This window comes from Pedobacter sp. AK013 (assembly GCF_014205835.1).
In the GTDB taxonomy this organism is placed as follows: Bacteria; Bacteroidota; Bacteroidia; order Sphingobacteriales; family Sphingobacteriaceae; genus Pedobacter.
Genome location: NZ_JACHCQ010000021.1, coordinates 88,804 through 112,003 on the forward strand (window position 1 = coordinate 88,804; position 23,200 = coordinate 112,003).

Here is a 23,200-nt window from a genome sequence, read left to right on the forward strand (position 1 = left end):
AGAGAGATCTTTGAACCTAGTTATTGAAATCTAGTTTAAAAGATTTCTCGACTGCACTGCGTTTCGCTCGAAATGACGATGCTTCGAGACAGATTTAGCCACTAGCTCCGTGCATAACCTATGGCTCCATGGCAATCACATCATAAACCAGCGGTAATAAATTTGTTTGATTTACCCACCGCCAGTTGTATATTGCTATATTGTGCCCGTTTTAAACATTTTTATATGAAAAAATTATCCTTTGTTCTGCTTTGCCTCTCTTTCTTAACCATAACAACTTTTGCGCAAAAGAAACCCAATTTTTGGGATGATGTACAGGTAATTAAAAAGTACGATCAAATGTATAAACCACCTGTAAATCCGGTGCTTTTTGTCGGGAGCTCATCTATCCGCAAATGGGACGATTGTACACAGATTTTTGCCAAATATAATGCTTTAAACCGGGGTATTGGCGGTGCGGTGATTAACGATATTACGTATTATTTAAACGATGTTGTTTTCCCGTATCAACCTAAACAGATTGTACTTTATGTTGGCGAAAATGACCTGCCTAATGATGCGGTTACACCTGATACTGTTTTAAACCGTACCATCCGTTTAGTGCAGGCCATTAGGGCAAAGTTACCAACGGTGCCCATTGTTTATATTTCGATTAAACCAAGCCCGAGCAGAGATAAATTTAAGGAGAAAGCAGTAGCATCTAACGCGTTGATTAAAAAGTTCCTCGCCGGAGAAGCCAATACGAAATTCGTCAATATATATCCGTTGATGTTAACCAAGGATGGGCAGCTTAGACCAGAACTTTTTGTAGATGATATGCTGCACATGAATGCTGCCGGTTATGCCATCTGGAAAAAAGCTGTTGAGCCACATCTGTTAAAAGACTAAAGCTTAAAGCGAAAATCGTCATTTCGACCGAAGCGGAGAAATCTATAGTAAGGATATCGAGACTGAAATTCATCTGCAATAGGTGATGGGTTGGAGTAGCTTAACGATACAATCGTCAGGCAATTTATGCACGCGTTAGAAACGCGCGCAAGCCTGGAATAAGGACACATAAGCTTACATGACCTTAAATTTCTGATATGGTTAGAAATTTTCTGGTCTATTCTTTAGCACCTAATGTATCTTTTCTTGCACAGTCTCCAATAAACTAGCCCCGATTGAACGGTAAGCCCGGAGCGAGGTACGAGTGAGGACTTGTAGTGAAAGCGGGACTGGAACAAACCGAAACACTACAGCTATTGCGCTCCAAAAAACAAGACAAATTTTCTCACCACCTAAGGCAAATACCCTACTTTCGGAAGTCGATGCCCTAGATTACTATCAATTTACCATATAAGATATATAAGAACACATAAGCTCATATGTCCTTAAATTTCTTATATGGTTAGAAAAAATTGAGATGCTGCGCTGAAGAATAAAAAGCAATTCATTTTTACCATCTAAGACATCTTAGCACACCTAAGAAAATAAGCGTTAGCTATTTCATACTCATAATGATTTGTTTTAGTGAATGCGGTAAACAATGTTAACCGGAATTAAAATTATATATTTATTATTGCGTTTTAACCGTCCCCTAACTTACATGAAGAAACTTCTACTGGCTATATTATTCTTCTTTACTGCTTTTTGTACCCAGGCCCAGGTGCTATTGGGGATTCCGCAAGTGGTAAACTACAATAACGAGCAGTATAATGGCGGTATTCAGAACTGGGATGTAGAGCAGGATAAAAATGGAATCCTCTATTTTGGCAACAATGAGGGGCTGCTTACTTTTAACGGCCGTTATTGGAACCTGTTCAGGTTGCCCAACTTTACCTCGGTACGTTCGGTAGGGATCGATTCTAAAAACCGAATTTACGTAGGCGGACAAGATGAGTTTGGTTATTTCTACCCTAATGCACAAGGTGTTTTAAAATATACTTCGTTATTAAACCTGCTGCCCGAAAACATGCGGAAACTAGCCGATATCTGGGGCGTTGCAATTGTGCGCGATGAAGTGTTTTTTAGGTCGATACATGCTATTCTGCATTATAAAGACGGTGTAGTTAAAAGTTATAAAACCAATACTACCTGGCTGTTTATGGGCGCGGCAAAGGGGAAAGTTTTTTCACAATCATCTGATTCTGGCCTGATGATTTATGACCACGAAATGTGGAAGCCCTTTTGTGTGGATAGTGTTTTAAACCGCTCAGGCATTACTGCAGTACTACCTTATGGTGGCGATACCTTATTGGTTTCGATGTTAAAAAAAGGCTTCTTTCTCATCGTTAACCACCAGCTAAAACCTTTAAAAACCAGTTTAGATCAGGTTTTTTTAAACGAAAGGGTTTATTTTACCACCCAAATCAGTCCGAATTTATATGGCGTAGCCACCACTTCGGGTGGGGTGTACATTATGACCAAACAGGGTAACCTGGTGCAGAAATACAACTATAAAGAGGGCTTACAGAACAATAATGTAAGGGGCATACTGCTGGATAAGGATAAGAACATGTGGCTGGCCCTTGATGATGGAATTGCTTATGTGGCCATAAACAGTGCAGTTAAAAATATTTCACCCGATCGTAATAAGCAGATTACCAGTTACGCTTTTCGTAAATATGGCGGATCGATCTACATTGGCACTTCTTATGGCTTGTACCGCACTAAAATTAATACGGCTATGCCCGATTTAAGCTATTCGACAGCCAATTTTGAAGAGGTAAAGAATACCAAGGGGCAGGTATGGGGGCTTGATGAAATTAACAACCAGCTGCTCATGGCACACGAAGATGGAACCCTGTTAGTGAAGGATAATGTTGCCACCCCGCTATACAGCGCAATTGGTACCTGGACGTACCAAAGCATGGATAATGTTTACCCAAGCAAAGAGGTAATTGCAGGCACTTATGCCGGACTGCAGGAAATAAATTACAATGGAAGCCGCTTTATTAACGGCGGCAAAATTGCCGGAATTAACGAAACACTGCGCTTTATTGTGGCCGACAACAATAATCCAGACCTGATCTGGGCTTCGCATCCTTACCATGGTGTATATAAAATAGAACTTAAACCCGATCATAAAAGTGTGCTACGTACTACCTTATGCTCTGATCGGGATGGTTTGCCCACCAAGCTTTATAATTACGTGTTCCACCTTAAAAATAGGGTGGTAATTGCTACCATAAGCGGGATTTTTGAATACAACGCGGTCAGTAAAAAGTTTACCCGGTTTAAATTGTTGGGATCAGCACTCAACGGTGTTCCCATCCAGTACCTTAAAGAAGATAACGATGGCAATATCTGGTTTATTACCAATAAAAAGGTAGGCGTAATCGATTTCCACAGGCCGCAGGGTAAAAATGCTTTCAGTATTTTATACCTGCCCGAGCTAAATGGCAAAGTGGTTGGTGGTTTCGAATCGATATATACACCCGATAGCAAAAACATATTTATAGGTGCAAACAAAGGGGCTTACCATATCAATTACCAGAAATACATTCAGAATATAACCCGGCCAAATGTAGTGTTAGGCACGGTTAAATTAATGGGTAATAAAGACAGTGTGGTTTTTGGTGGCTATTTTGTAAATAAAGGCGCCATTGTGCCAAAGCAGGATTTGCAAGAAATACCTGAATATGTATACAGCTTAAATTCTATCCATTTCGAATATGCTTCTACGCTTTTTGAGCACGATAAAAACATTAAATTCAGCTACCAGCTTATGGGCTTTGATAGCGAATGGTCGGCATGGAATACTAAGAGTGAAAAGGATTATACCAATCTGCCTGCCGGAAAATATACCTTTAATGTAAAGGCCAGTACCGGTATCAGTAACGAATCGGATGTGGTAAGCTATACTTTTGTAGTGCTGCCCGCCTGGTACAATACCATTTGGATGCGCATGGTTTACCTGGTTTTAATTGTAATGGCATTGAGGTTAATTATCAGGTGGCAAAAAAAGAAGCATATAAAAGAGCAGGAGCGCATGAGTTACCTGCACCAGCTGGAGCTAGATAGAAATGAAAAAGAAATAGTAAGGCTGCAGAACGAAAAGCTAGAAGCTGATGTGAATTATAAAAACAAAGAGCTTTCTACCATGACCATGCACCTGGTTCAGCGTGGTAAAGTTTTGGCCAAAATAAAGGAAGTTATATCGGCGGTAATTAAAAACCATGATCTTAACGAAAGTTCGCCCAGTTTCAGGCACCTGATCAGGTTGATTAAAGATGTAGAAAAGAAAGACCAGGAACTGGATCACATGAGTGTACATTTTAACCATGTAAATACCGAGTTCTTCAGCAGGCTAAAAGATCTTTATCCCGACCTAAGCCAGAACGATCTGAAATTCTGCGCCTACCTGTCAATGAACCTTTCATCAAAAGAAATGGCCCAGCTGATGAATGTAACCATTAAGGCTATAGAAGTGGGGCGTTACCGCCTTAGAAAGAAACTTCAGCTTAAGCCAGAAACTAATCTGTACGAATTCCTGATCGAAATAGCACGACAAAAAACGCCTTAAATGTATGTTTTTGTTACAATAATTGTTATTTTCTGTTAAAAAATTTAAACAACTGTAATACAGTTGTTTATGCTTCTCTTGTAGGGCTTATGTAGGCCTGTTTTTTTTGTTTTTTAGCCTTTTTGAGGGTTGGTGTATGGTTCGTGTAGTAGTGCTAAATTCTGCTATTGCTACCCACGTCTATAGATTTGATTTATGAAACAGCAGCCAATAAGACTGTATCATGAACTAACCAAATATCATTAACTAAAAACTAATTTCTATGAGAGGAAGATTTACATTCGTATTCTTCATTTACTGTCTCCTGGCTTTCCCGTTTGCCATAATGGCGCAAGACATTCCGGTTACAGGAAAGGTAACAGAACAAAATGGTAGTCCGTTACCAGGTGTAACAGTTAAGTTAGATGGAACTACAAAAGCGGCATCTACTGATGCCAACGGTGTATTTACCATTCAGGCTCCGGTAGGCGCAAAGCTCACCATCAATTTAATCGGTATGACGGCACAAACGGTAACTGTGCCAGCAGGAGGCCGTATTAATGTAACGCTAATTGCCAATTCAAAAGACCTTACCGAAGTAGTAGTGGTGGGTTACGGCACACAGAAGAAAAGTGTGGTAACCGGATCTATCTCGAGCGTTAAGGCCAAAGATTTAGAAAGCATGCCCATTAACCGGGTAGAGCAGGCTTTGCAGGGCAGAACATCTGGTTTAACCATTGCCAGTAGTAATGGCCAGCCCGGAACATCTTCTACAGTTAGGGTAAGGGGGTACACCACCTTCTCAAGCGGGGGAAGTAATGATCCACTTTGGGTAGTAGATGGGGTGATTGTAGATAACGGCGGTATTGGTTACCTTAACCAGGCCGATATCGAATCGATCGAAGTTTTAAAGGATGCCGCTTCACAGGCCATTTATGGTGCCAGGGCTGCAAACGGAGTAATCATTGTGACCACCAAAAAAGGTAAAGCCGGTTTGGTAAGTGTTAACTATAATGGTTTCTATGGCACCTCAGCACCTGCTAAAAGATTAGATCTTTTAAATGCAACTCAATATGCTACAATCAGGAATGAATCGGCAGCAAACGCAGGATTACCACAGCCTTATGCAAATCCGGCTGCACTTGGTGAAGGTACTAACTGGCAAGACCAGGTATTTAACGATGATGCCCGTCGCCAGACACACGAATTCAGCGTTAGTGGAGGAAGCGAGAAGCTTACTGTTTACAGCTCTTTCGGTTACATTAAACAAGACGGTATCGTGGCCAGCCCGATTTCTAAATGGAACAGGGCCAATGTAAGAATTAATACAACATATAAACCTGCAAAATGGATTACTTTTGGCGAAAATTTAGGTTACAGCCATTCGGTAAACAGCAGTTTAGGGAACACCAATAGCGAGTTTGGCGGACCATTAAGTTCTGCAATTAACCTCGATCCGATTACACCGGTAGTAGAAACCAACCCGGCTTTAATTGCCAAATCGCCTTATACCATTGCAAATACTTTAAGGGATGCTAACGGATTCCCATATGGTATCTCGCCGATTGTTGGTCAGGAGATGACTAACCCAGTGGCTTACATGCAAACCAGATTAGGCAATTATAGCTGGGACCACAATATTGTGGGTAATGCATTTGCTGAAATAGAGCCTATTGCGAATTTAAAACTAAGATCTACTTTAGGTACTAAGGTTGCTTTTTATGGAGGCGATTCTTATACTCCACTGTTTTACCTAAACTCATCATCTAAAAACGATAAAAAATCATTTTACCGTGAAATCAATACGGTATTGAACTACAACTGGGAAAATACCCTGAGTTACTCACGTAACTTTGGAAAACACCATGCTTTTATCATCTTAGGACAAGGATATTATATGGATGGTAATACCAGAGGCATAAGCACCACTTACCAGAACATTATTGCCAATAATTTTTATGAGGCCAACTTAAATTATGATCCCGGAACAGCCAATAAATTAGTAAACGGTAGTGATGGTGTGCAACATGTAGTAAATTCGCTGTTTACGCGCGTAACTTACGATTATGATGAGAAATACCTTTTTACCGGTATTATCAGGCGTGATGGTTCTACACGCTTTGGTCCTAACCACAGATTCGGTTATTTCCCTTCGTTCTCATTGGGATGGGTACCTTCAAAAGAAGATTTCTGGAAAGAAAACAATGTGGTTAACTTCTTAAAATTACGTGGTGGTTATGGTGTAACAGGTAATGATAACCTCGGTGGCGAATTTAGGTATGTTTCACTGGTTGGCAGTAACCGTAACTATACATTCGGTACTACGGATGCAAGTACCATTGGCTGGAGCCCAGCGGCATTATCAAACCCTGATTTAATCTGGGAAGAAACCCGTCAAACTAACATTGGTTTCGATGCAACATTATTTACCAACTTTACATTAACCGCCGAGTATTATAAAAAGAAAACAGTCGGAATTTTAATGACCCCTCCAATTCCGGGTTATTCTGGTGCTGCAGGTGGTCCGGTTCAGAACATTGGCGATATGCAAAATACCGGTATAGAGATTGAATTGGGTTACCGAAAAAAAATAGGTGAATTTAACCTGGGTGTTAACGGTAACATCTCTTTCTTAAAAAACAAGGTAACCAAATTATTGCCTGGAAGAGAATTTATAGAGGATAATGCACAGAGTTTCCAAACGATGGGTAATTTCACCAGAACAGGCTTGGGTCGCTCTTTCAATGAGTATTATGGTTACGATATGCAGGGTATTTTCCAGACTCAGGCAGAGATCGACAGTTATGTTGGTCCGGCAGGAACCAAATTACAGCCAAATGCAAAACCAGGTGATATTAAATACGCGAACTTAAATGGGGATAACGAGATTAACTCATCAGACAGAACTTATTTAGGCAGTCCGATTCCTAAATACACTTATGGTTTAACCATCAACCTGGCTTATAAAAACTGGGACTTGGTAGCTTTCGGTAATGGAGTTGGTGGAAACCAGATTTTCCAGGGCTTACGCCGTTTAGATGTAACCTATGCCAACTGGCAAACGAAGATATTAGACCGCTGGACGCCTTCTAATCCTTCAACCACTATGCCGCGTATTGTTGAAACTGATCCGAACGGAAACTACATCAAGTTTTCGAAACTATATCTTGAAAAAGGTGATTATTTCAGGCTAAAAACCTTACAGGTAGGCTATACGCTTCCTCAAAATGTATCGAAAAAAATTGGTGCACAAAAAGTGAGAGCTTATTTAATGAGCGAAAACTTATGGACCATTACAAAATATACAGGTTATGATCCGGAGATTGGGGGAACAGTGTTAGGTGTAGATAGAGGTGTTTATCCGCAGGCACGTTCATTTATGATTGGTTTAAACGTTGGATTTTAATACTTGAACAATGAAAAAAAGCATTTTATATATAGCGGCTATTGTCGCTTCATCACAATTATTTACTGCATGTAGAAAACAGCTTGATGTAAATCCGAGAGAACGTATTCTGGAGAGCAATTATTATAAAACGCCTTCAGAGGCATTTAATTCGCTGGTTTCGGTTTACGATATGCTTGGAAATCAATCTTCGGGCTACTTAACTAAAGTAAATATACTCTCTGCAGCATCTGATGATCATTACGCCGGGGGCGATTCGCCATCTGATATCGGTGATTTACAATCGATCAATAATTATACGCTAACTTCTACTTCCGGCGCTGCCAGTCACCTCTGGAATAAAGGTTTTACCGGCGTTTACCGTGCCAATGTATTCTTGCAGAAAGTGCAGGGTATTGCCATGGATAATGCTACAAAAAACCGGTATATCGCAGAAGCAAAAGCGATGAGAGCGATTTTCTATTTCGACCTTGTTAAATTATTCAAGAATATTCCTTTGATTACCGAACCGCTTACCGCTGGCAACATGTACGATGTGTTGCAGGTGCCATCTGCCGATATATATACTTTTGTGATTAAAGACCTGAGCGAGGCGATCCCAAATTTACCGATTACCGTTCCTGTTGCGTCTGAAGGTGGCAGGTTAACCCAGGGCGCCGCCCATGCAGTACTTGGAAAAGTGTATATGTGGTTGCAGAAATGGCCTGAAGCTGCAGCAGAGTTTGCCTTGGTTAACGGTTCAACACCAGGTTCAAGCCAGTATGGTTATAAACTCTTAACTAATTACGCCGACCTGTGGAATGTGAAGAACAAATTTAATTCTGAATCTATTTTAGAAATTGTTTACAACACCACCTCTGATATGGGTTGGGGAACAGTTGGTAGTCGTGAAGGTAACGTAATGAGTATTTTGGTTGGTCCGCGTAACTATGTACCTGTAAATGCAGCGCTCGCACCTGATTACATTTCGGGCTGGAGCTTCTTGCCTTTCACCAAAGATTTCTTTGACCAGATTCATTACGACCCAAGAAATAAAGCAACTGTTGCCAACTTGGATAGTTTAGAAAAGGCAGGTATTGTGACTTACAAGCATGCATATGCTAATACCGGATATTTTATAGAAAAATATGCTGGCCGTAATTCAACCAAAGCATCCAGTGGCCAGTTAGAACTCAACTTTGGTCAGGATATGTACGAAATCCGTTTGGCCGATACTTATTTGTTAGAGGCAGAAGCATTGCTGAAAAGTGGAGCAGGTGTTGGTGCCGGAACAAAAGCTTATATGATGTTTAACGCGGTAAGGGCAAGAGTGGGCTTAAATCCGCTACCGGTAACTATGGATAACATTATGCGCGAACGCCGTTTAGAGCTTGCTGCAGAAGGACACCGCTGGTTTGATTTGGTACGTTGGGGGCTTGCACCAACAGTACTGGCCTCAAAAGGTTTCAAGAGCGGTAGAAATGAGATCCTGCCAATTCCTGAAAATGAACTGGCCAACTCTAAAATTTTGCAGAGTAAAGAATGGGGCGGTTCTAAATAATCCCCGTTTATATATCCTTAATGTTTAATTGTTACAGGGAGAAAGCTAAGTCTTTCTTCCTGTTTTTACCAGATCATCTTCCTTGTATGCTATTCACCAAGTCCTTTGGACTCTTAATAGGCTGTGCTTTTACTTTTTCGGTTATGGCGCAGGGCCAGCCACAAGTGTGGTTAACCAAAGCCGATCGTACGGCTTTATTTACCCGTCAATCTACTGGCTTAAGTTTGGCCAAGGCCAAAAATAAGCTGCCTACTATTTTTGTAAACGATAAAGAAACTTTTCAAAGTATAGATGGTTTTGGTTTTGCCTTAACCGGGGGAAGTGCGCAGCATATTATTAAAATGTCGGCGCCGGCAAGGGCAGCACTGCTTAAAGAACTTTTTGCAACCAATGGCAATAATATTGGTGTAAGCTACATCAGGTTAAGTATCGGTGCATCCGATTTAAATGAAAAAGTATTTTCTTATAATGACCTTCCCGAAGGACAAACCGATTTGGAACAGGCCAAATTTGATTTAGGACCCGATAAAACTGATGTTATTCCGGTAATGAAGGAGATCCTGGCCATTAACCCGAAGATTAAAATTATGGCTTCGCCATGGTCTCCGCCCTTATGGATGAAAACCACTTACGATGCCCGTGGAGGTATGCTTAAACCCGAATATTACACTACTTACGCTAAATATTTTGTGCGGTACGTACAGGAAATGCAAAGGGTAGGTATTCCGATCGATGCCATTACGGTGCAAAATGAGCCATTACACCCGGGTAATAATCCCAGTTTATTTATGGCAGCACCAGATCAGGCACTTTTTATAAAACAGTTTCTGGGTCCCGCTTTTGCTAAATCCAATATTAAAACCAAAATTATTATTTATGATCACAATGCTGACCGACCTGATTATCCGATCAGCATTTTAGATGATTCGGAAGCAAAGAAATACATAACAGGTTCGGCCTTTCATCTTTACGGAGGTAACATAGAGGCTTTAACCGATGTGCATAATGCCCATCCCGATAAAAATATTTATTTCTCTGAGCAAATGGTGGTTGAACGGCCCGATGCCGCAACTATCAATATCATAAATCCGGTAAAGCGCTTAATTATTGGTGCCGCACGCAACTGGAGCAGAAACGTTTTGGAATGGAACCTCGCTGCCGATCCAGAAAACAAGCCGTATACCGAAAGAGGAGGTTGCTCTATGTGCCAGGGGGCAGTTACCATTAATGGCGATAAGTATAGCCGCAACCTGGCTTACTTCTCCATTGCTCATGCCTCAAAGTTTGTAAGGCCTGGCGCTATACGCATTGCTTCAAACGAGCTGAATGGTTTAGCTAACGTTGCATTTAAAACACCCGATGGTAAACATGTACTTATTGTGGCCAATACGGGTAAAGAAGCTGCAGCCTTTAACATCAGTCAGAATGGCAAAACATATGCTGCAGCACTCGATAAGGGTGCAGTAGCCACTTATATCTGGTAATTATCAATTATTTACACTATGTTTTTAAGAAAATCACTTTTATCTATTTTGCTGTTCAGCAGTATTTCGTTTACCGGTTTTAGTCAGGGTTTTTTAAAAGCATCGGGCACAAAAATTGTTGATGGCCGCGGTCAGAATGTATTATTGCGTGGTATTGGCCTTGGAGGCTGGATGTTGCAGGAAGGCTATATGCTAAAAATTAATAACGAGGCACAGCAGTACCGTATCCGCGAAAGAATTGCCGACCTGGTAGGGCCAAAGCAAACGCAGGAGTTTTACGATGCATGGCTGGCTAACCACATGCGTAAAATTGATGTCGATTCGATGAAACGCTGGGGATTTAATTCCATCCGTTTGCCAATGCATTACAATTTATACACTTTACCTGTAGATAAAGAACCCGTGGCCGGAAAGAATACCTGGCTCGAAAAAGGTTTTGCCTTAACCGATAGTTTGCTCAACTGGTGTAAAGCCAATAAAATGTACCTCATTTTAGATTTACACGCAGCACCTGGCGGTCAAGGAAACGATTTAAACATTGCCGACCGCGATCCATCAAAACCCTACCTGTGGGATAGTGAGGCCAACCAGGAGAAAACCATTGCTCTTTGGCGAAAACTGGCCGAGCGATATAAAAACGAACCCTATATTGGCGCCTACGATATTATAAATGAGCCAAATTATGGTTTCAGCAATCCGGAAGAAGATAAAAACGGTACCAAAGAAAAAGTAAATGCACCCTTAAGAAAACTGATGGTAGAAATTACCAAAGCCATCCGGGAGGTAGATCAGCAACACCTGATTATTATTGAAGGTAATGGCTGGGGCAATAATTACAATGGTATCTTTCCACTTTGGGATAAAAATATGGCCTTAAGTTTCCATAAATACTGGAATTATAACGATCAGGCTTCGATAGCGCACATTATTAAAGCCCGCGATGAGCAGCATGTACCTGTTTGGCTGGGCGAAACAGGCGAGAACTCGAATGTTTGGTTTACTGATGCCATCCACCTTTTAGAAAAGAACAATATTGGTTGGTCATGGTGGCCTTTAAAAAAAATCGGTGTCAATAACCCGATAGAAATTAAATCGAATCCCAATTACAATGCGCTGGTAAAATACCTGAACAATGGCGGCAATAAACCTAAAGATAGCAATGTGTATAGCGGATTGATGGAGCTGGCCATTTATTCGAGGTTAGAAAATACCATCATTCACCGCGACGTAATCGATGCGATGATTCGACAGCCCTTTAGTAACGAAACCAAACCTTTTAAAGCCAATTTAATTAAAAACAAGAGTATTATTTATGCGGTTGATTATGACTTGGGGAGAAATGGTTTTGCCTACTTCGATAACGATACGGCCGATTACCATACCTCAACAGGAAAAAGAAATGCAGGCAACCGCGGCTGGATTTACAGGAATGATGGGGTAGATATTACAAAAGATTCTACACAGTACGAAAAGTATTATGTAAACCACATCGAAAAAGGTGAATGGCTGCAATACACCGTAAATGTGTCGCAAAAAGGAACCTATACTTTAAAAATAAATGCTGCGGCAGATCAGGCTAGCGGACGGATGAATATTTCAATCGATGGTAAAACCGTAGCTAAGGAAGTAATCGTACCCAATACTGGCGATGCGAAAAAGTTTGCCACTTTCGAAATCAAAAATGTACCATTAAAGGCCGGAAAGCAAAAAATCAGGGCGCTGGCCGCTGCCGGAGGTTATAATTTTAGCTATATTCAGTTTGTAAAATAAAAAGCAGGCATCATCTTGAAAGGTATAAAACGAATCCTGGTTATTTTAGGAGCAATGGTAATAGTTATCATTATCCTTTCAAGGTGCATGAATGTGGCTGATCAGTTACCAAAAGACATCAGGGGCGAAACCTATACCGGTGCCGCCACCTGTGTAAAATGCCATAAAGAGACTGGGCAATCTTTTATCCATAATGCACATGGTTTAACCTCTAAACCAATAGTTGGTCAGCAATTTTTACAGGTTTTTACACCCGATTCGAATGTATTTAACTACGATGTACACCAGAAGGTGGTGATCGAAAAACGGGCAGGAGGCATTTTTCAGATAGCCTATGTAGATGGAAAAGAAGTACGTGCCGAAAAGTTCGATATGGTATTTGGTTCGGGCGAGAAGGCTTATACCTACGCCTATTGGAAAGGCAAAAAGTTGTATGAGTTGCCACTTTCTTATTTTTCGGCCATTCGGAACTGGGCCATTAGTCCGGGTTTCCCTAAACAAACCTTTTACTACGACCGTCTCATTGGTAGCCGTTGTTTAGAGTGCCATGCCTCCTATGTAGACAAGAAAATAACCCAAACTTCGGGTGTTTCTACAGATGAGGAGCTGGAGCGTGGTGCATTAATTTACGGTATAGATTGCGAGCGTTGCCACGGGCCAGGCCGGCAACATGCGGTTTTTCACTTGGAAAATCCCGAAGTGAAGACGGCAAAATTCATCGCCATTTATAAAACGCTTAGCAGAAAACAAAAGATGGATGCCTGTGGGGTGTGCCACTCTGGCAATGCATTGGTTGCCCAAAAATCGGTTTTCGGTTTTCAGCCCGGCGACAATTTAGACGACTATTATGCACAAGACTTTGCAGGCTTTGGTGGTGCCGATCCCGACGTGCATGGCAACCAGACCGAAATGCTGAAAGGAAGCAATTGCTATCGCAAAAGCGAAACCATGACCTGCCAATCGTGCCACAATACGCACGAAAATATTAAGGGCAATTTAAATCTTTACTCGCAGCGCTGCATTAATTGCCACCAAAGTGCCAACCATAGCAAAACCACTTTAGCAAAAGGCTCGCTTAGTACCAACTGTATCGATTGTCATATGCCTAAAGAATCTTCAAAATTGATCACTTTTCAACAGGCTGGTAAAGCTGATTTAAGTGCTTATTTACTGCGTTCACACCATATCGGTATTTATCCCGTTAATAGTAAGTAAAAACCAAACTTGTATTAAGAAATTTTCCACTGGCTATGAAAAGGACTTGGATTTCGTACATTTGGTTTCTACCTTAAAAATTAGATAGTAGCCGATATGCCCATAAAATACTCTTTAGCTTTATTTTTCCTCCTTTTTCTCTCCACGTCTACTTTTGCTCAAAAGAAATTTACCCTTAGCGGCACTATTCGCGATGCAGGTACAGGCGAAACCTTAATTGGCGCAACGGTAAGGATTTCTGGCGCTTCTACCGCTGCAACCTTAACCAATAATTATGGATATTTTGCTTTAACACAGGCCGAAGGAACCTACACTGTGGCGATAAGTTACACTGGTTATACCTCCATTGTTAAAACCATCAATTTAACAAAAGATACCAAGTTAAATGAGGAATTAAGAAGTGCAAACGATTTGGCCGAAGTAACGGTAAGTGCCAATAACCGTAAAAACGAAAACGTTAAAAGTGCGCAGATGGGTTTGGAAAGGATCGATATGAAATCGCTTAATTCTATTCCGGTACTGCTGGGCGAAAAAGATATTTTAAAAACCATCCAGTTATTACCGGGCGTAAAATCAGGTGGCGAAGGGAATACGGGTTTTTACGTGCGAGGGGGAGCTGCCGATCAGAACTTGATTATCCTGGATGAGGCCGTGGTGTACAATTCATCGCACCTTTTGGGCTTCTTTTCTACTTTTAATGCCGATGCAATTAAAGATGTGAGCCTGTATAAAGGTGGTATGCCTGCACAATATGGCGGTAGGTTATCGTCTGTTTTAGATGTTAAAATGGATGATGGCAACAATAAAGAATTTAAGTTTCAGGGCGGTATTGGTTTAATCGCTTCGCGTTTAAAAGCAGAAGGACCGATTGTAAAAGACAGAGGCTCGTTTATGGTGAGTTTCCGCCGTACCTACATCGATGCGTTTTTACGCTCTTCGCCAGATTCATCCGTAAATGGTAGTACCCTGAATTTTTACGACATCAATGCAAAGGCAAATTATAAAATCAACGATAAGAATACCGTTTACATTTCTGGCTATTTCGGTAAAGATAATATTGGTGTTAAAGACCTTTTTGAAAATAACTGGGGCAATGTTACCACCACCATCCGCTTAAACCATATTTTTAGCGACCGTTTATTTTCTAACACTTCCTTAATTTACAACAACTATAATTATACCGTAAGGTTGTTAAACGATGCCACAAACTTTAAGGCTACTTCATTAGTTCGCGATTTTAACTTTAAAGAAGATTTTCAGTATTTCAGCAACAAACATACCCTTAGGTTTGGTATAAATGCTACACAACACCGTATTTCTCCTATTGATATCGACAGCGATAAATCTTCGCAGGTAAATTCGCTAACACAGGAAAGACGTTATGGTATAGAATCAGCAGCTTACATCTCCGACGAATGGGCGGTTAACGAACATTTAAATTTTTTATATGGTGTGCGTTTAGCTGCTTTTTCCCTAATGGGGCCTGGTAATTTTAATAATTATGATGCGGACGGAAATATCACATCTACGGAGAGTGTAGCCAAAGGGAAATTTTATAAAAGTTATTTTAACCTTGAGCCGCGTTTCTCCGTAAGCTATTTATTTAACGAACAGAACTCAATCAAAGCCTCGTACAACCGTAATGCTCAAAATGTACATATTTTAACCAATGCTACTTCCAGCTCACCTACGGATCAGTATGTGTTAAGCAGCAATAACGTTAAACCCGAAATTGCCGATCAGGTTGCTATAGGTTATTTTAAAAATATTGAGGATAACAATTACGAACTTTCAGGTGAGATTTATTACAAATGGCTACAAAATCAGATTGATTATAAAAATGCTGCCCAGTTACTGGCCAATTCGAATGTAGAATCGGAGCTGATTTACGGCATAGGCCGCGCTTATGGAATGGAGCTGTTTTTTAAAAAGAAATTTGGTAAACTGAACGGCTGGATAGGTTATACCTTATCACGTACTGAGCGTAAATTTGCCGAATTGAATAACGGCAAATATTTTCCGGCCAGGCAGGATCGTACGCATGATATTTCGGTTGTGGGCATTTATAATATGAGCAAGCGTTGGACCTTCTCTTCGAGTTTTATTTACAGTACAGGTAATGCGGTTACCTATCCGGCAGGCAAATATATTATTGGCGGGCAACCAGCTTATTATTATACCCAGCGTAATGCAGGTCGTATGCCTTACAACATGCGTTTAGATGTAAGTGCTACATTAGAAGGGAAGCCTGGAAAGAAATATCAATCTAGCTGGAATTTCGGTATTTATAATGTGCTGGGCCGTAAAAACCCTTACTCAATAGAGTTTATTACCGATCCGGAAAATCCGAATAAAACTGCTGCACAGCAAACCTCGCTTTTTGGGCTCATTCCTTCCATTACCTGGAACTTTAAATTTTAATGCCATGAAAAAACTTACGATATATTTTACCTTATTTACTTTGTGCCTCACTTCATGCAAGAAAATTATCTCAATTAAGACTGAAAATGCCGACCCGCAGCTGGTAATTGAAGGGATCATTAATAATCAATTAATAGATCAGGAAATTAAAATCAGCAAAACGATAGGTTATACCGAGGAAAATGTTTTTCCGAAAATTTCAGGTGCTAGCGTTACCGTAACCGATAGTAAGGGAAATACATTTGTATTTAAAGAAGGAAGTAAGCCTGGGACTTACATTAATCACATGAAGGGCGAGCCTGGTGTTACCTATCATTTAAATGCTACTGTTGAGGGGCAAAACTATACCGCAAGCTCTAAAATGCCCAATGAGGTTAAAATGGATTCGATCGGGATCATTAAAAATAATTTTTTTGGTCGCGAGCGCAAAACAGCGGCTGCTTTTTTAAAAGATCCGGCCAATGAAGTTAATTTCTACCACTTTAACCTTTACGTAAATGATGTGCTGTCTCGACGCTATTATGCTAACAATGACAGGTTAACCAATGGTAACGATTTACGGATTCAGCTCTTCTTTAAACCCAATAACGATCACGACAGTGATGAGCTGAACACTAATGATAAGGTGAAGATTGAAATGGAATGTGTTGACAGTAATATATTTGATTATTGGTACGCCCTGAGCCAGCAATCAGACCGCGGACCAAATCAGGGTACAACACCAGCCAATCCACCATCAAATATTACGAATAATGCATTGGGTTATTTCAGTGCAAACACTTATCAGGTACTTACCACGACTGTAAAGTAGTTAAAACTCCTGATCGGAATTTACTGTTAAATAAACATGAAAGTATTTATAAGTGGCAACATTGCGCCGGTTGGATTAAAAGAACTTGAAGCAAATAATATTTTGGTTACCCAATGGAAAGAAAACCGGCAGATCAGTCCGGAAGAGTTGATTGAGGCCTGCCAGGGTCAGGATGCTTTGATCAGTGTAGGCCCAAATAAGATCAATGCCGGGTTTCTAAAAGCCTGTAACCATTTAAAGGTGATTGCCCTGCATTCGGTAGGTTATGATAATGTAGATATAGCTGCAGCAAAGGCATTAAATATTCCGATAGGGAATACCCCCGGCGTGTTAAGCGCCGCCACTGCCGATACTGCTTTTTTATTGATGCTGGCTGTTTCCAGAAAGGCTTTCTACACACATAAGAAAATTATAAAGGGTGAATGGAAAAACTATGAACCCAGTCCTGAACTTGGTATTGAAGTAAATGGCAAAACCCTTGGTATTTTCGGTCTTGGAAAAATTGGATTAGAGATGGCCAGAAAATGCATTGGCGCCTACAATATGTCGGTAATTTACCATAACCGTTCGCATAACGAAGAGGCTGAACAAGTAATAGGTGCCAGATATGTATCTTTTGAAGAACTGTTGGCTCAAAGTGATGTCCTTTCCATTCATACCGCACTCACGCCTGAAACTAAAGATAAATTTACACTAGGGGTGTTTAAACAGATGAAACCAAATTCCATTTTTATCAATACCGCAAGAGGAGGCATCCACAATGAAAAAGACCTGATTAAAGCCCTAAAAGAAAAAATAATCTGGGGAGCTGGCCTGGATGTAACCAATCCAGAACCTATGGATAAAAATAATCCCTTGTTAGCCATGGAAAACGTTGCCGTTTTACCACACATTGGCTCAGCTACTGAAGAAACCCGAGCCGCGATGGCTCAAATAATTGTTAAGAACATTGTAGCGGGATTGAAAGAGGAGAAACTACCTTTTGAAGTGAAATGATAATCCAATAGAATTGTCGTCTCGACTGTAGCGTAGCGAAATGGAGAGATCTTTTTATCAAGTTATCTAACAAATTTAAAAGATTTCCCCACTGCGGTCGAAATGACGATACTTCGATATCATTCATCTTCTTTATCCGTCATTCATATTTATCTTTATTCAATAAATTACCCTTTAGGATGACTATATTTTATTCGGTGTTTGATACAGTTAACCAATTAAATTATTAACCAGTTAACCGACTTAATCTGTTTTCTGTTTGCAATGACAAGTGAACCTTAACTTCTACTTAACAAGATACTTAAACACCGATCTTCCTAAATTTCCATTGGCATCTATACCTTCAATAATTACTTTATATTGGCCTTTGCCATCTGCATTGTAATATTCGAAAGAGGCATTCCCAGTTGCATCCGTAACTACTTTAGGGTTCCAGTAAATAGTGGTTCTTAAATCGTTACGGTTCATACTTGCAGGAACATCATATTTAGGTGAGTAAAACTGTTTTTCTTTGTTATAACCTTGTGGCGAGAAAGTAAGCTCGTAGTATTTAGGAAGCATATCCATCAACTGCGCTTTCGTAATTTTGGTTCCTTTAGGTGCTTTCTTCTGGTTAAATACAATTACACCGTTTACATTATTGGCACGGTTAACCAATCCTAAATCGTCTCTTAAAAACACCTCAACCGATTCGAGCTGATTGGCATCTAATGTGTTGATCTGGTTTACATCTACATTCATACCGTTAATGAAAATACCCATCGGGATTTTTTTGCCCTGGTTGTAATCTCTGGTTACATAGAAATTATTATCAACGAAGGTAACACCGGCAAGCATACCTTGTAAACAGTTAATCAATAAACCACATCCTTTAAACCGATCACCACTAACTTCATGATCGGCCATTTGACTTAGTCCGCTCAGCGCAGGATAATCCTTATGACTTACTTTCGGAACCACAGCGGCTTTAATGTTTACATCTTTTAGTGTATGTAAATAAGCATATTGTCTTTTGCTATTATCTAAATAACTAGTTAAAGCACTATCGATATTTAAAACCTCTTCGGCTGCACTAAAGTTTCTGGTTAGTGTAGGTACAGGTGCACCATTTAAGCTTAAGGTCATGTTTTTGTAGTTAACATTATACTTAGCGGTAATGGTCACTTTAGAGGAATCGTTAAACATCAGATTTTGAAATTTAAAATTCCCAACAGGATCAGTGGTACTTTCTAAATTGAAACGTTTATCCGGTATGGTTAATAATAACGCTCCCTTTCTAACCGGAATACCGTTGTTTTGACGTAAAATACCCGAAATTTCGATGCCCTGTTCTGGTAAGAAATCAATTTTAGGTAATTTATTGGCAATAATATCGGTGTATTTGAAACTGCGGTAGCCCTGGGTGAGTAATAGTACATCTAAATCTGCATTTTTCTTCGCATCTGGCGCATTAAAGTAATAATTTGCTTTTTCGATATAACCTTTAACATCGCTGCTTAATAAAAGCCCTGTTAATATGGTACTGGTTGCATCTTCATTTGATGGAACTTTGGTTTCATCTACAACAGCTACCGAGAAGCTACCTTCTACAGGAGCGCCATCTTTTTTGGCTGCCACATTTATTTTCACCTTTTTCTTAATTCCGTAAGTAGTTGCAGCACTGGTTAACGTTACTGCCATGGTATTTTTGTGCTGAACAAAAACCAATCGCTCACTTAGCGGTTTACCAAACTCATTAAACAGGGTAAATTGTGCAATTCCATTCGGGAATTTAGATTTAAGTACGGTGGTATTGTACTCTTTGTTTGATAATACCGTTTGTGCACCGTAACAGATAACACCTTTACTCTGTGCTATTAAATAAAGCTTTTTGCCCTGGTTTTGTTCAAAGAAAGCATCGTTAGCCAAAATTTTAATGGCGATGTTATCTGCGCTACTGTTATCTATATTTACGGTAGCACCATTTACAGCAACTGCCGGCAAATTATAATTTTGAGTGGTGCCATCGGCATAGGTAACAGCTGCTTTGTAAGTTTTTCCGGCTTCAGCCAATAAGCTGAAACTGCCCATTCCTAAATGCTGAGCAGTAAAAGTAGCAACAGTTTTGCCATCATTATCGGTTACCGTGCCTTTCGAGTTAATACCTAAACCATCACTTTTAATGGCTTTAAAGGCTACCTCGTTATTTAGGCCAGCTATTAAACTCCCACCTTCCGGGAAAAATTGAAAATCTTTGCTTACAATAGCATTTTTAAGTTGAAAGCTACTGCTTGCCACATCTTTATCAGTGGTATTAATACTGGTAATCAGTTCGCCTTTTTGTAATTGATATTCTGCCTTTTGCGCATTGCTCATCGCGATGGTTAAATAGCCGTTAGCATCTGTTGTGCCTCTTCCTTTGGCAATAACCGTGTAACTGGTAACCACTTGCCAGCTTACATTTTTATTGGCATAGGGTTTATTATTGGCATCTTTAAATTGTACACGTGCATCAATCTTTTCTAACTTATCAGTAGAGGTATTTTTATAGGTGATATGGGTTTTTACCTCTTTATCAATGGCTTCACCTACATAAAAAGTTTTGTTAAAATAAGCGGGATCTTCACTGTTAAGCATCCATAAAGTATAAGCCCTGATATGGTAATTGCCTTGTTTATAGTTGATCTGGTCTAAAGGAAAACTGCCATAAGCAAAACCGCCTGTAATGGGTAATTTTAAGGTTTGGATAAGCGAATCTTTCTGATTGATCACATCCACATAAATGATCTTACTGATGGCTGATAAGAAATTTTGATTTTCGGTAACATAAGCTTTAAACCAAACCGTATCGGCTACTGCGTAATAAGGTTTGTCGAAATGAAGATAAATCTTTTCAGCTGGGTAATCGCTTAATACCTTATTCGTTTTGTTAATGATACTGTTTATGCTAATGGTATCGGTTTGGGCCGAAGAAGAAAAACTTAGTGCTGATAGAAGTGACAGTATGATAAACGATAATCTAAAAATCTTCATGGATTGGATATTAAATGCTAAGTCCGTAAATATATCCAATTATAAATAGAGCACATAAAATGTAATGATGTTTAACATTTTTTTACAAAAAATCCCATGTTCATCGTCATCCTGAACTTGTTTCAGGATCTTAAAATAACCGATAAAGATGCTGAAACAAGTTCAGCAAGACGTTCGTTTATGGAGCATCTAACGAACAAAACAGGCCACTAAAATAGCGGCCCGTTTTAAATATAATGGTGTTTGCCTGTTATTTAAACTCAATTAAGAACTCTTCTTTAGGTGAACGTACCTTTTTAAGGTTTACCAACCAATCGCCAGCTTCATCTCTGTTTCCTAATGGTAATAATGTAACACTTTTTAACCCTTTTTTATCTAAACCTAAAAGTTCATCTAATGCAGGGCCGTTAAAACCTTCCATTGGGGTAGCATCTACTTTTAATAAAGCCGCTTCTGCAATGGCAATACCGAAAGCAATATAAGCCTGACGGGCAGCATGATTGAAGTTTTCTTCTGCAGTTCTTGGTAAAAGCATACCTTTAAGTTGTGCTTTATAAGCATCGGTAGTATCTAATGGTAAACCACGCTCTGCATTCATTCTGTTAAAAACAGCATCAATACCTTCATCTGTGTAATTTTCGTTGGCTGCAAAAATCAATAAGTGAGAAGAATCGATCACTTGCGATTGGTTAAAAGCAATCGGCGCAATTTTCTCTTTTAGCTCCTGGTTGGTTACCACAATAACTTTAAATGGCTGTAACCCTGATGATGTTGGTGCCAAATGTGCAGCAGCAATAATTTTATCAACCTTTTCTTGTTCAACAGGTTGACCGTTCATTTTCTTAACGGCATAACGCCAGTTTAGGGCATCTATTAAGCTCATATTTTTGAAGATTTTTTTTAAAATTTTATGAAGCAAATATGGAGATAAGGAATAAACCTATTGTTGATGTATGGTAAGAAAAAAACTAACAAGTAGTTCAGTCGTTATTCGCATTAAGCTTATATGTATCTTATATTTCTTATACGGTTAGTGCTGTTTTATTCTTAGGAAATGAGCGGTTTGTGGTTCTTGGCTGCTTCAGTCCAGCGCTGTGGGCTTTTCATTGCAATGGGGTTTAGGAACAGGGGCTTCTACACTTCGCAACCCCAAAAATGAAATACAATTGTGGCCACCTAGCCCCGGTTGCAGCGTTACCCTGCAGCAACGAGGTACGAGGCTGCGAAGCGTAAAAGCGAAAAACGGGAAGAAATTTATTGCCTTGTACAAGCCTTGCGCTCCAAATAGAAGTTACTTATCGAAATTGGAAAGAAGGTTTTGTTTTAGGAAATGAGCCGTTTGTGGTTCTTGGCGGCTTCAGTCCCGCTTTGCATTACAAGTCCTCTCCCGATTGAAAAAATCGGGATGCGGGCTTTTCATTGCAATCGGGTTTATAAACAAGGGTTTCTACACTTCGCAACCCCAAAAATGAAATACAATTGTGGCCACCTAGCCCCGGTTGCAGCGTTACCCTGCAGCAACGAGGTACGAGGAAGCGAAGCGTAAAAGCGTAAAACGGGAGGAAACGTATTGCCTTGTACAAGCCCTGCGCTCCAAATAGAAGTTACTTATCGAAATTGGAAAGAAGGTTTTGTTTTAGGAAATGAGCTGTTTGTGGTTCTTGGCGGCTTCAGTCCCGCTTTGCATTACAAGTCCTCTCCCGATTGAAAAAATCGGGATGCGGGCTTTACATTGCAATCGGGTTTATAAACAAGGGTTTCTGCACTTCGCAACCCCAAAATTGAAATACAGTTGTGGCCACCTAGCCCCGGTTGCAGCGTTACCCTGCAGCAACGAGGTACGAGGAAGCGAAGCGTAAAAGCATAAAACGGGAAGAAATTTACTGCCTTGTACAAGCCCTGCGCTCCAAATAGAAGTTACTTATCGAAATTGGAAAGAAGGTTTTGTTTTAGGAAATGAGCGGTTTGTGGTTCTTGGCGGCTTCAGTCCCGCTTTGCATTACAAGTCCTCTCCCGATTGAAAAAATCGGGATGCGGGCTTTACATTGCAATCGGGTTT

Annotated in this window: 12 protein-coding genes; 10 read left to right on the top strand and 2 right to left on the bottom strand. The window is 40.1% G+C overall.

Features of this window, described 5'->3' with window-relative positions:
- The first annotated feature begins 225 nt into the window (after positions 1 to 225).
- The 10 genes from HDC90_RS14950 to HDC90_RS14995 all read left to right on the top strand — a co-directional run bounded on the left by HDC90_RS14950 (position 226) and on the right by HDC90_RS14995 (position 18,129).
- A complete protein-coding gene (locus tag HDC90_RS14950) occupies positions 226 to 888 on the top strand; it encodes a GDSL-type esterase/lipase family protein (RefSeq protein ID WP_184467707.1) in 663 nt (220 codons plus the stop codon).
- A gap of 700 nt (positions 889 to 1,588) precedes the next feature.
- The gene (locus HDC90_RS14955; RefSeq protein ID WP_184467709.1) at positions 1,589 to 4,507 is read left to right on the top strand and encodes a triple tyrosine motif-containing protein; all 2,919 of its coding nucleotides are present in this window, start codon (positions 1,589 to 1,591) and stop codon (positions 4,505 to 4,507) included.
- Positions 4,508 to 4,769: 262 nt separating this feature from the next.
- Entirely contained in the window at positions 4,770 to 7,892 is a 3,123-nt protein-coding gene (locus HDC90_RS14960; protein WP_184467711.1) for a TonB-dependent receptor, read from the top strand.
- Between the two features lie 10 nt (positions 7,893 to 7,902).
- The gene (locus HDC90_RS14965; protein ID WP_184467714.1) at positions 7,903 to 9,432 is read left to right on the top strand and encodes a RagB/SusD family nutrient uptake outer membrane protein; all 1,530 of its coding nucleotides are present in this window, start codon (positions 7,903 to 7,905) and stop codon (positions 9,430 to 9,432) included.
- A gap of 143 nt (positions 9,433 to 9,575) precedes the next feature.
- Entirely contained in the window at positions 9,576 to 10,916 is a 1,341-nt protein-coding gene (locus HDC90_RS14970) for a glycoside hydrolase family 30 beta sandwich domain-containing protein (RefSeq protein ID WP_255497685.1), read from the top strand.
- Between the two features lie 18 nt (positions 10,917 to 10,934).
- A complete protein-coding gene (locus HDC90_RS14975) occupies positions 10,935 to 12,686 on the top strand; it encodes a cellulase family glycosylhydrolase (protein WP_184467716.1) in 1,752 nt (583 codons plus the stop codon).
- A 15-nt stretch (positions 12,687 to 12,701) separates the two neighbouring features.
- On the top strand, positions 12,702 to 13,901 hold the full coding sequence (locus tag HDC90_RS14980; protein ID WP_184467718.1) for a multiheme c-type cytochrome: 1,200 nt from the start codon (positions 12,702 to 12,704) through the stop codon (positions 13,899 to 13,901).
- A 96-nt stretch (positions 13,902 to 13,997) separates the two neighbouring features.
- The gene (locus tag HDC90_RS14985) at positions 13,998 to 16,322 is read left to right on the top strand and encodes a TonB-dependent receptor (RefSeq protein WP_184467720.1); all 2,325 of its coding nucleotides are present in this window, start codon (positions 13,998 to 14,000) and stop codon (positions 16,320 to 16,322) included.
- A gap of 4 nt (positions 16,323 to 16,326) precedes the next feature.
- Positions 16,327 to 17,133 (top strand): DUF4249 domain-containing protein, encoded by an 807-nt coding sequence (locus tag HDC90_RS14990; protein ID WP_184467722.1) that lies wholly within the window; start codon positions 16,327 to 16,329, stop codon positions 17,131 to 17,133.
- Between the two features lie 36 nt (positions 17,134 to 17,169).
- Entirely contained in the window at positions 17,170 to 18,129 is a 960-nt protein-coding gene (locus HDC90_RS14995; protein ID WP_184467724.1) for a D-glycerate dehydrogenase, read from the top strand.
- A gap of 285 nt (positions 18,130 to 18,414) precedes the next feature.
- On the opposite strand, the gene HDC90_RS15000 is transcribed toward HDC90_RS14995, so the two are convergent.
- Complete coding sequence (locus tag HDC90_RS15000; protein ID WP_255497686.1) at positions 18,415 to 21,141, bottom strand: carboxypeptidase regulatory-like domain-containing protein; 2,727 nt, start codon at positions 21,139 to 21,141, stop codon at positions 18,415 to 18,417.
- Between the two features lie 250 nt (positions 21,142 to 21,391).
- Positions 21,392 to 22,024: a nitroreductase family protein gene (locus HDC90_RS15005; RefSeq protein ID WP_184467726.1), complete on the bottom strand. Its 633-nt coding sequence runs from the start codon at positions 22,022 to 22,024 to the stop codon at positions 21,392 to 21,394.
- Between the last annotated feature and the right edge of the window lie 1,176 nt (positions 22,025 to 23,200).

Excerpts from the sequence above, each read along its gene's own strand:
- HDC90_RS14950 (WP_184467707.1), top strand. The coding sequence starts at position 226 with ATGAAAAAATTATCCTTTGTTCTGCTTTGCCTCTCTTTCTTAACCATA.
- HDC90_RS14955 (WP_184467709.1), top strand. The coding sequence starts at position 1,589 with ATGAAGAAACTTCTACTGGCTATATTATTCTTCTTTACTGCTTTTTGT.
- HDC90_RS14960 (WP_184467711.1), top strand. The coding sequence starts at position 4,770 with ATGAGAGGAAGATTTACATTCGTATTCTTCATTTACTGTCTCCTGGCT.
- HDC90_RS14965 (WP_184467714.1), top strand. The coding sequence starts at position 7,903 with ATGAAAAAAAGCATTTTATATATAGCGGCTATTGTCGCTTCATCACAA.
- HDC90_RS14970 (WP_255497685.1), top strand. The coding sequence starts at position 9,576 with ATGGCGCAGGGCCAGCCACAAGTGTGGTTAACCAAAGCCGATCGTACG.
- HDC90_RS14975 (WP_184467716.1), top strand. The coding sequence starts at position 10,935 with ATGTTTTTAAGAAAATCACTTTTATCTATTTTGCTGTTCAGCAGTATT.
- HDC90_RS14985 (WP_184467720.1), top strand. The coding sequence starts at position 13,998 with ATGCCCATAAAATACTCTTTAGCTTTATTTTTCCTCCTTTTTCTCTCC.
- HDC90_RS14990 (WP_184467722.1), top strand. The coding sequence starts at position 16,327 with ATGAAAAAACTTACGATATATTTTACCTTATTTACTTTGTGCCTCACT.
- HDC90_RS14995 (WP_184467724.1), top strand. The coding sequence starts at position 17,170 with ATGAAAGTATTTATAAGTGGCAACATTGCGCCGGTTGGATTAAAAGAA.
- HDC90_RS15000 (WP_255497686.1), bottom strand. The coding sequence starts at position 21,141 with ATGAAGATTTTTAGATTATCGTTTATCATACTGTCACTTCTATCAGCA.
- HDC90_RS15005 (WP_184467726.1), bottom strand. The coding sequence starts at position 22,024 with ATGAGCTTAATAGATGCCCTAAACTGGCGTTATGCCGTTAAGAAAATG.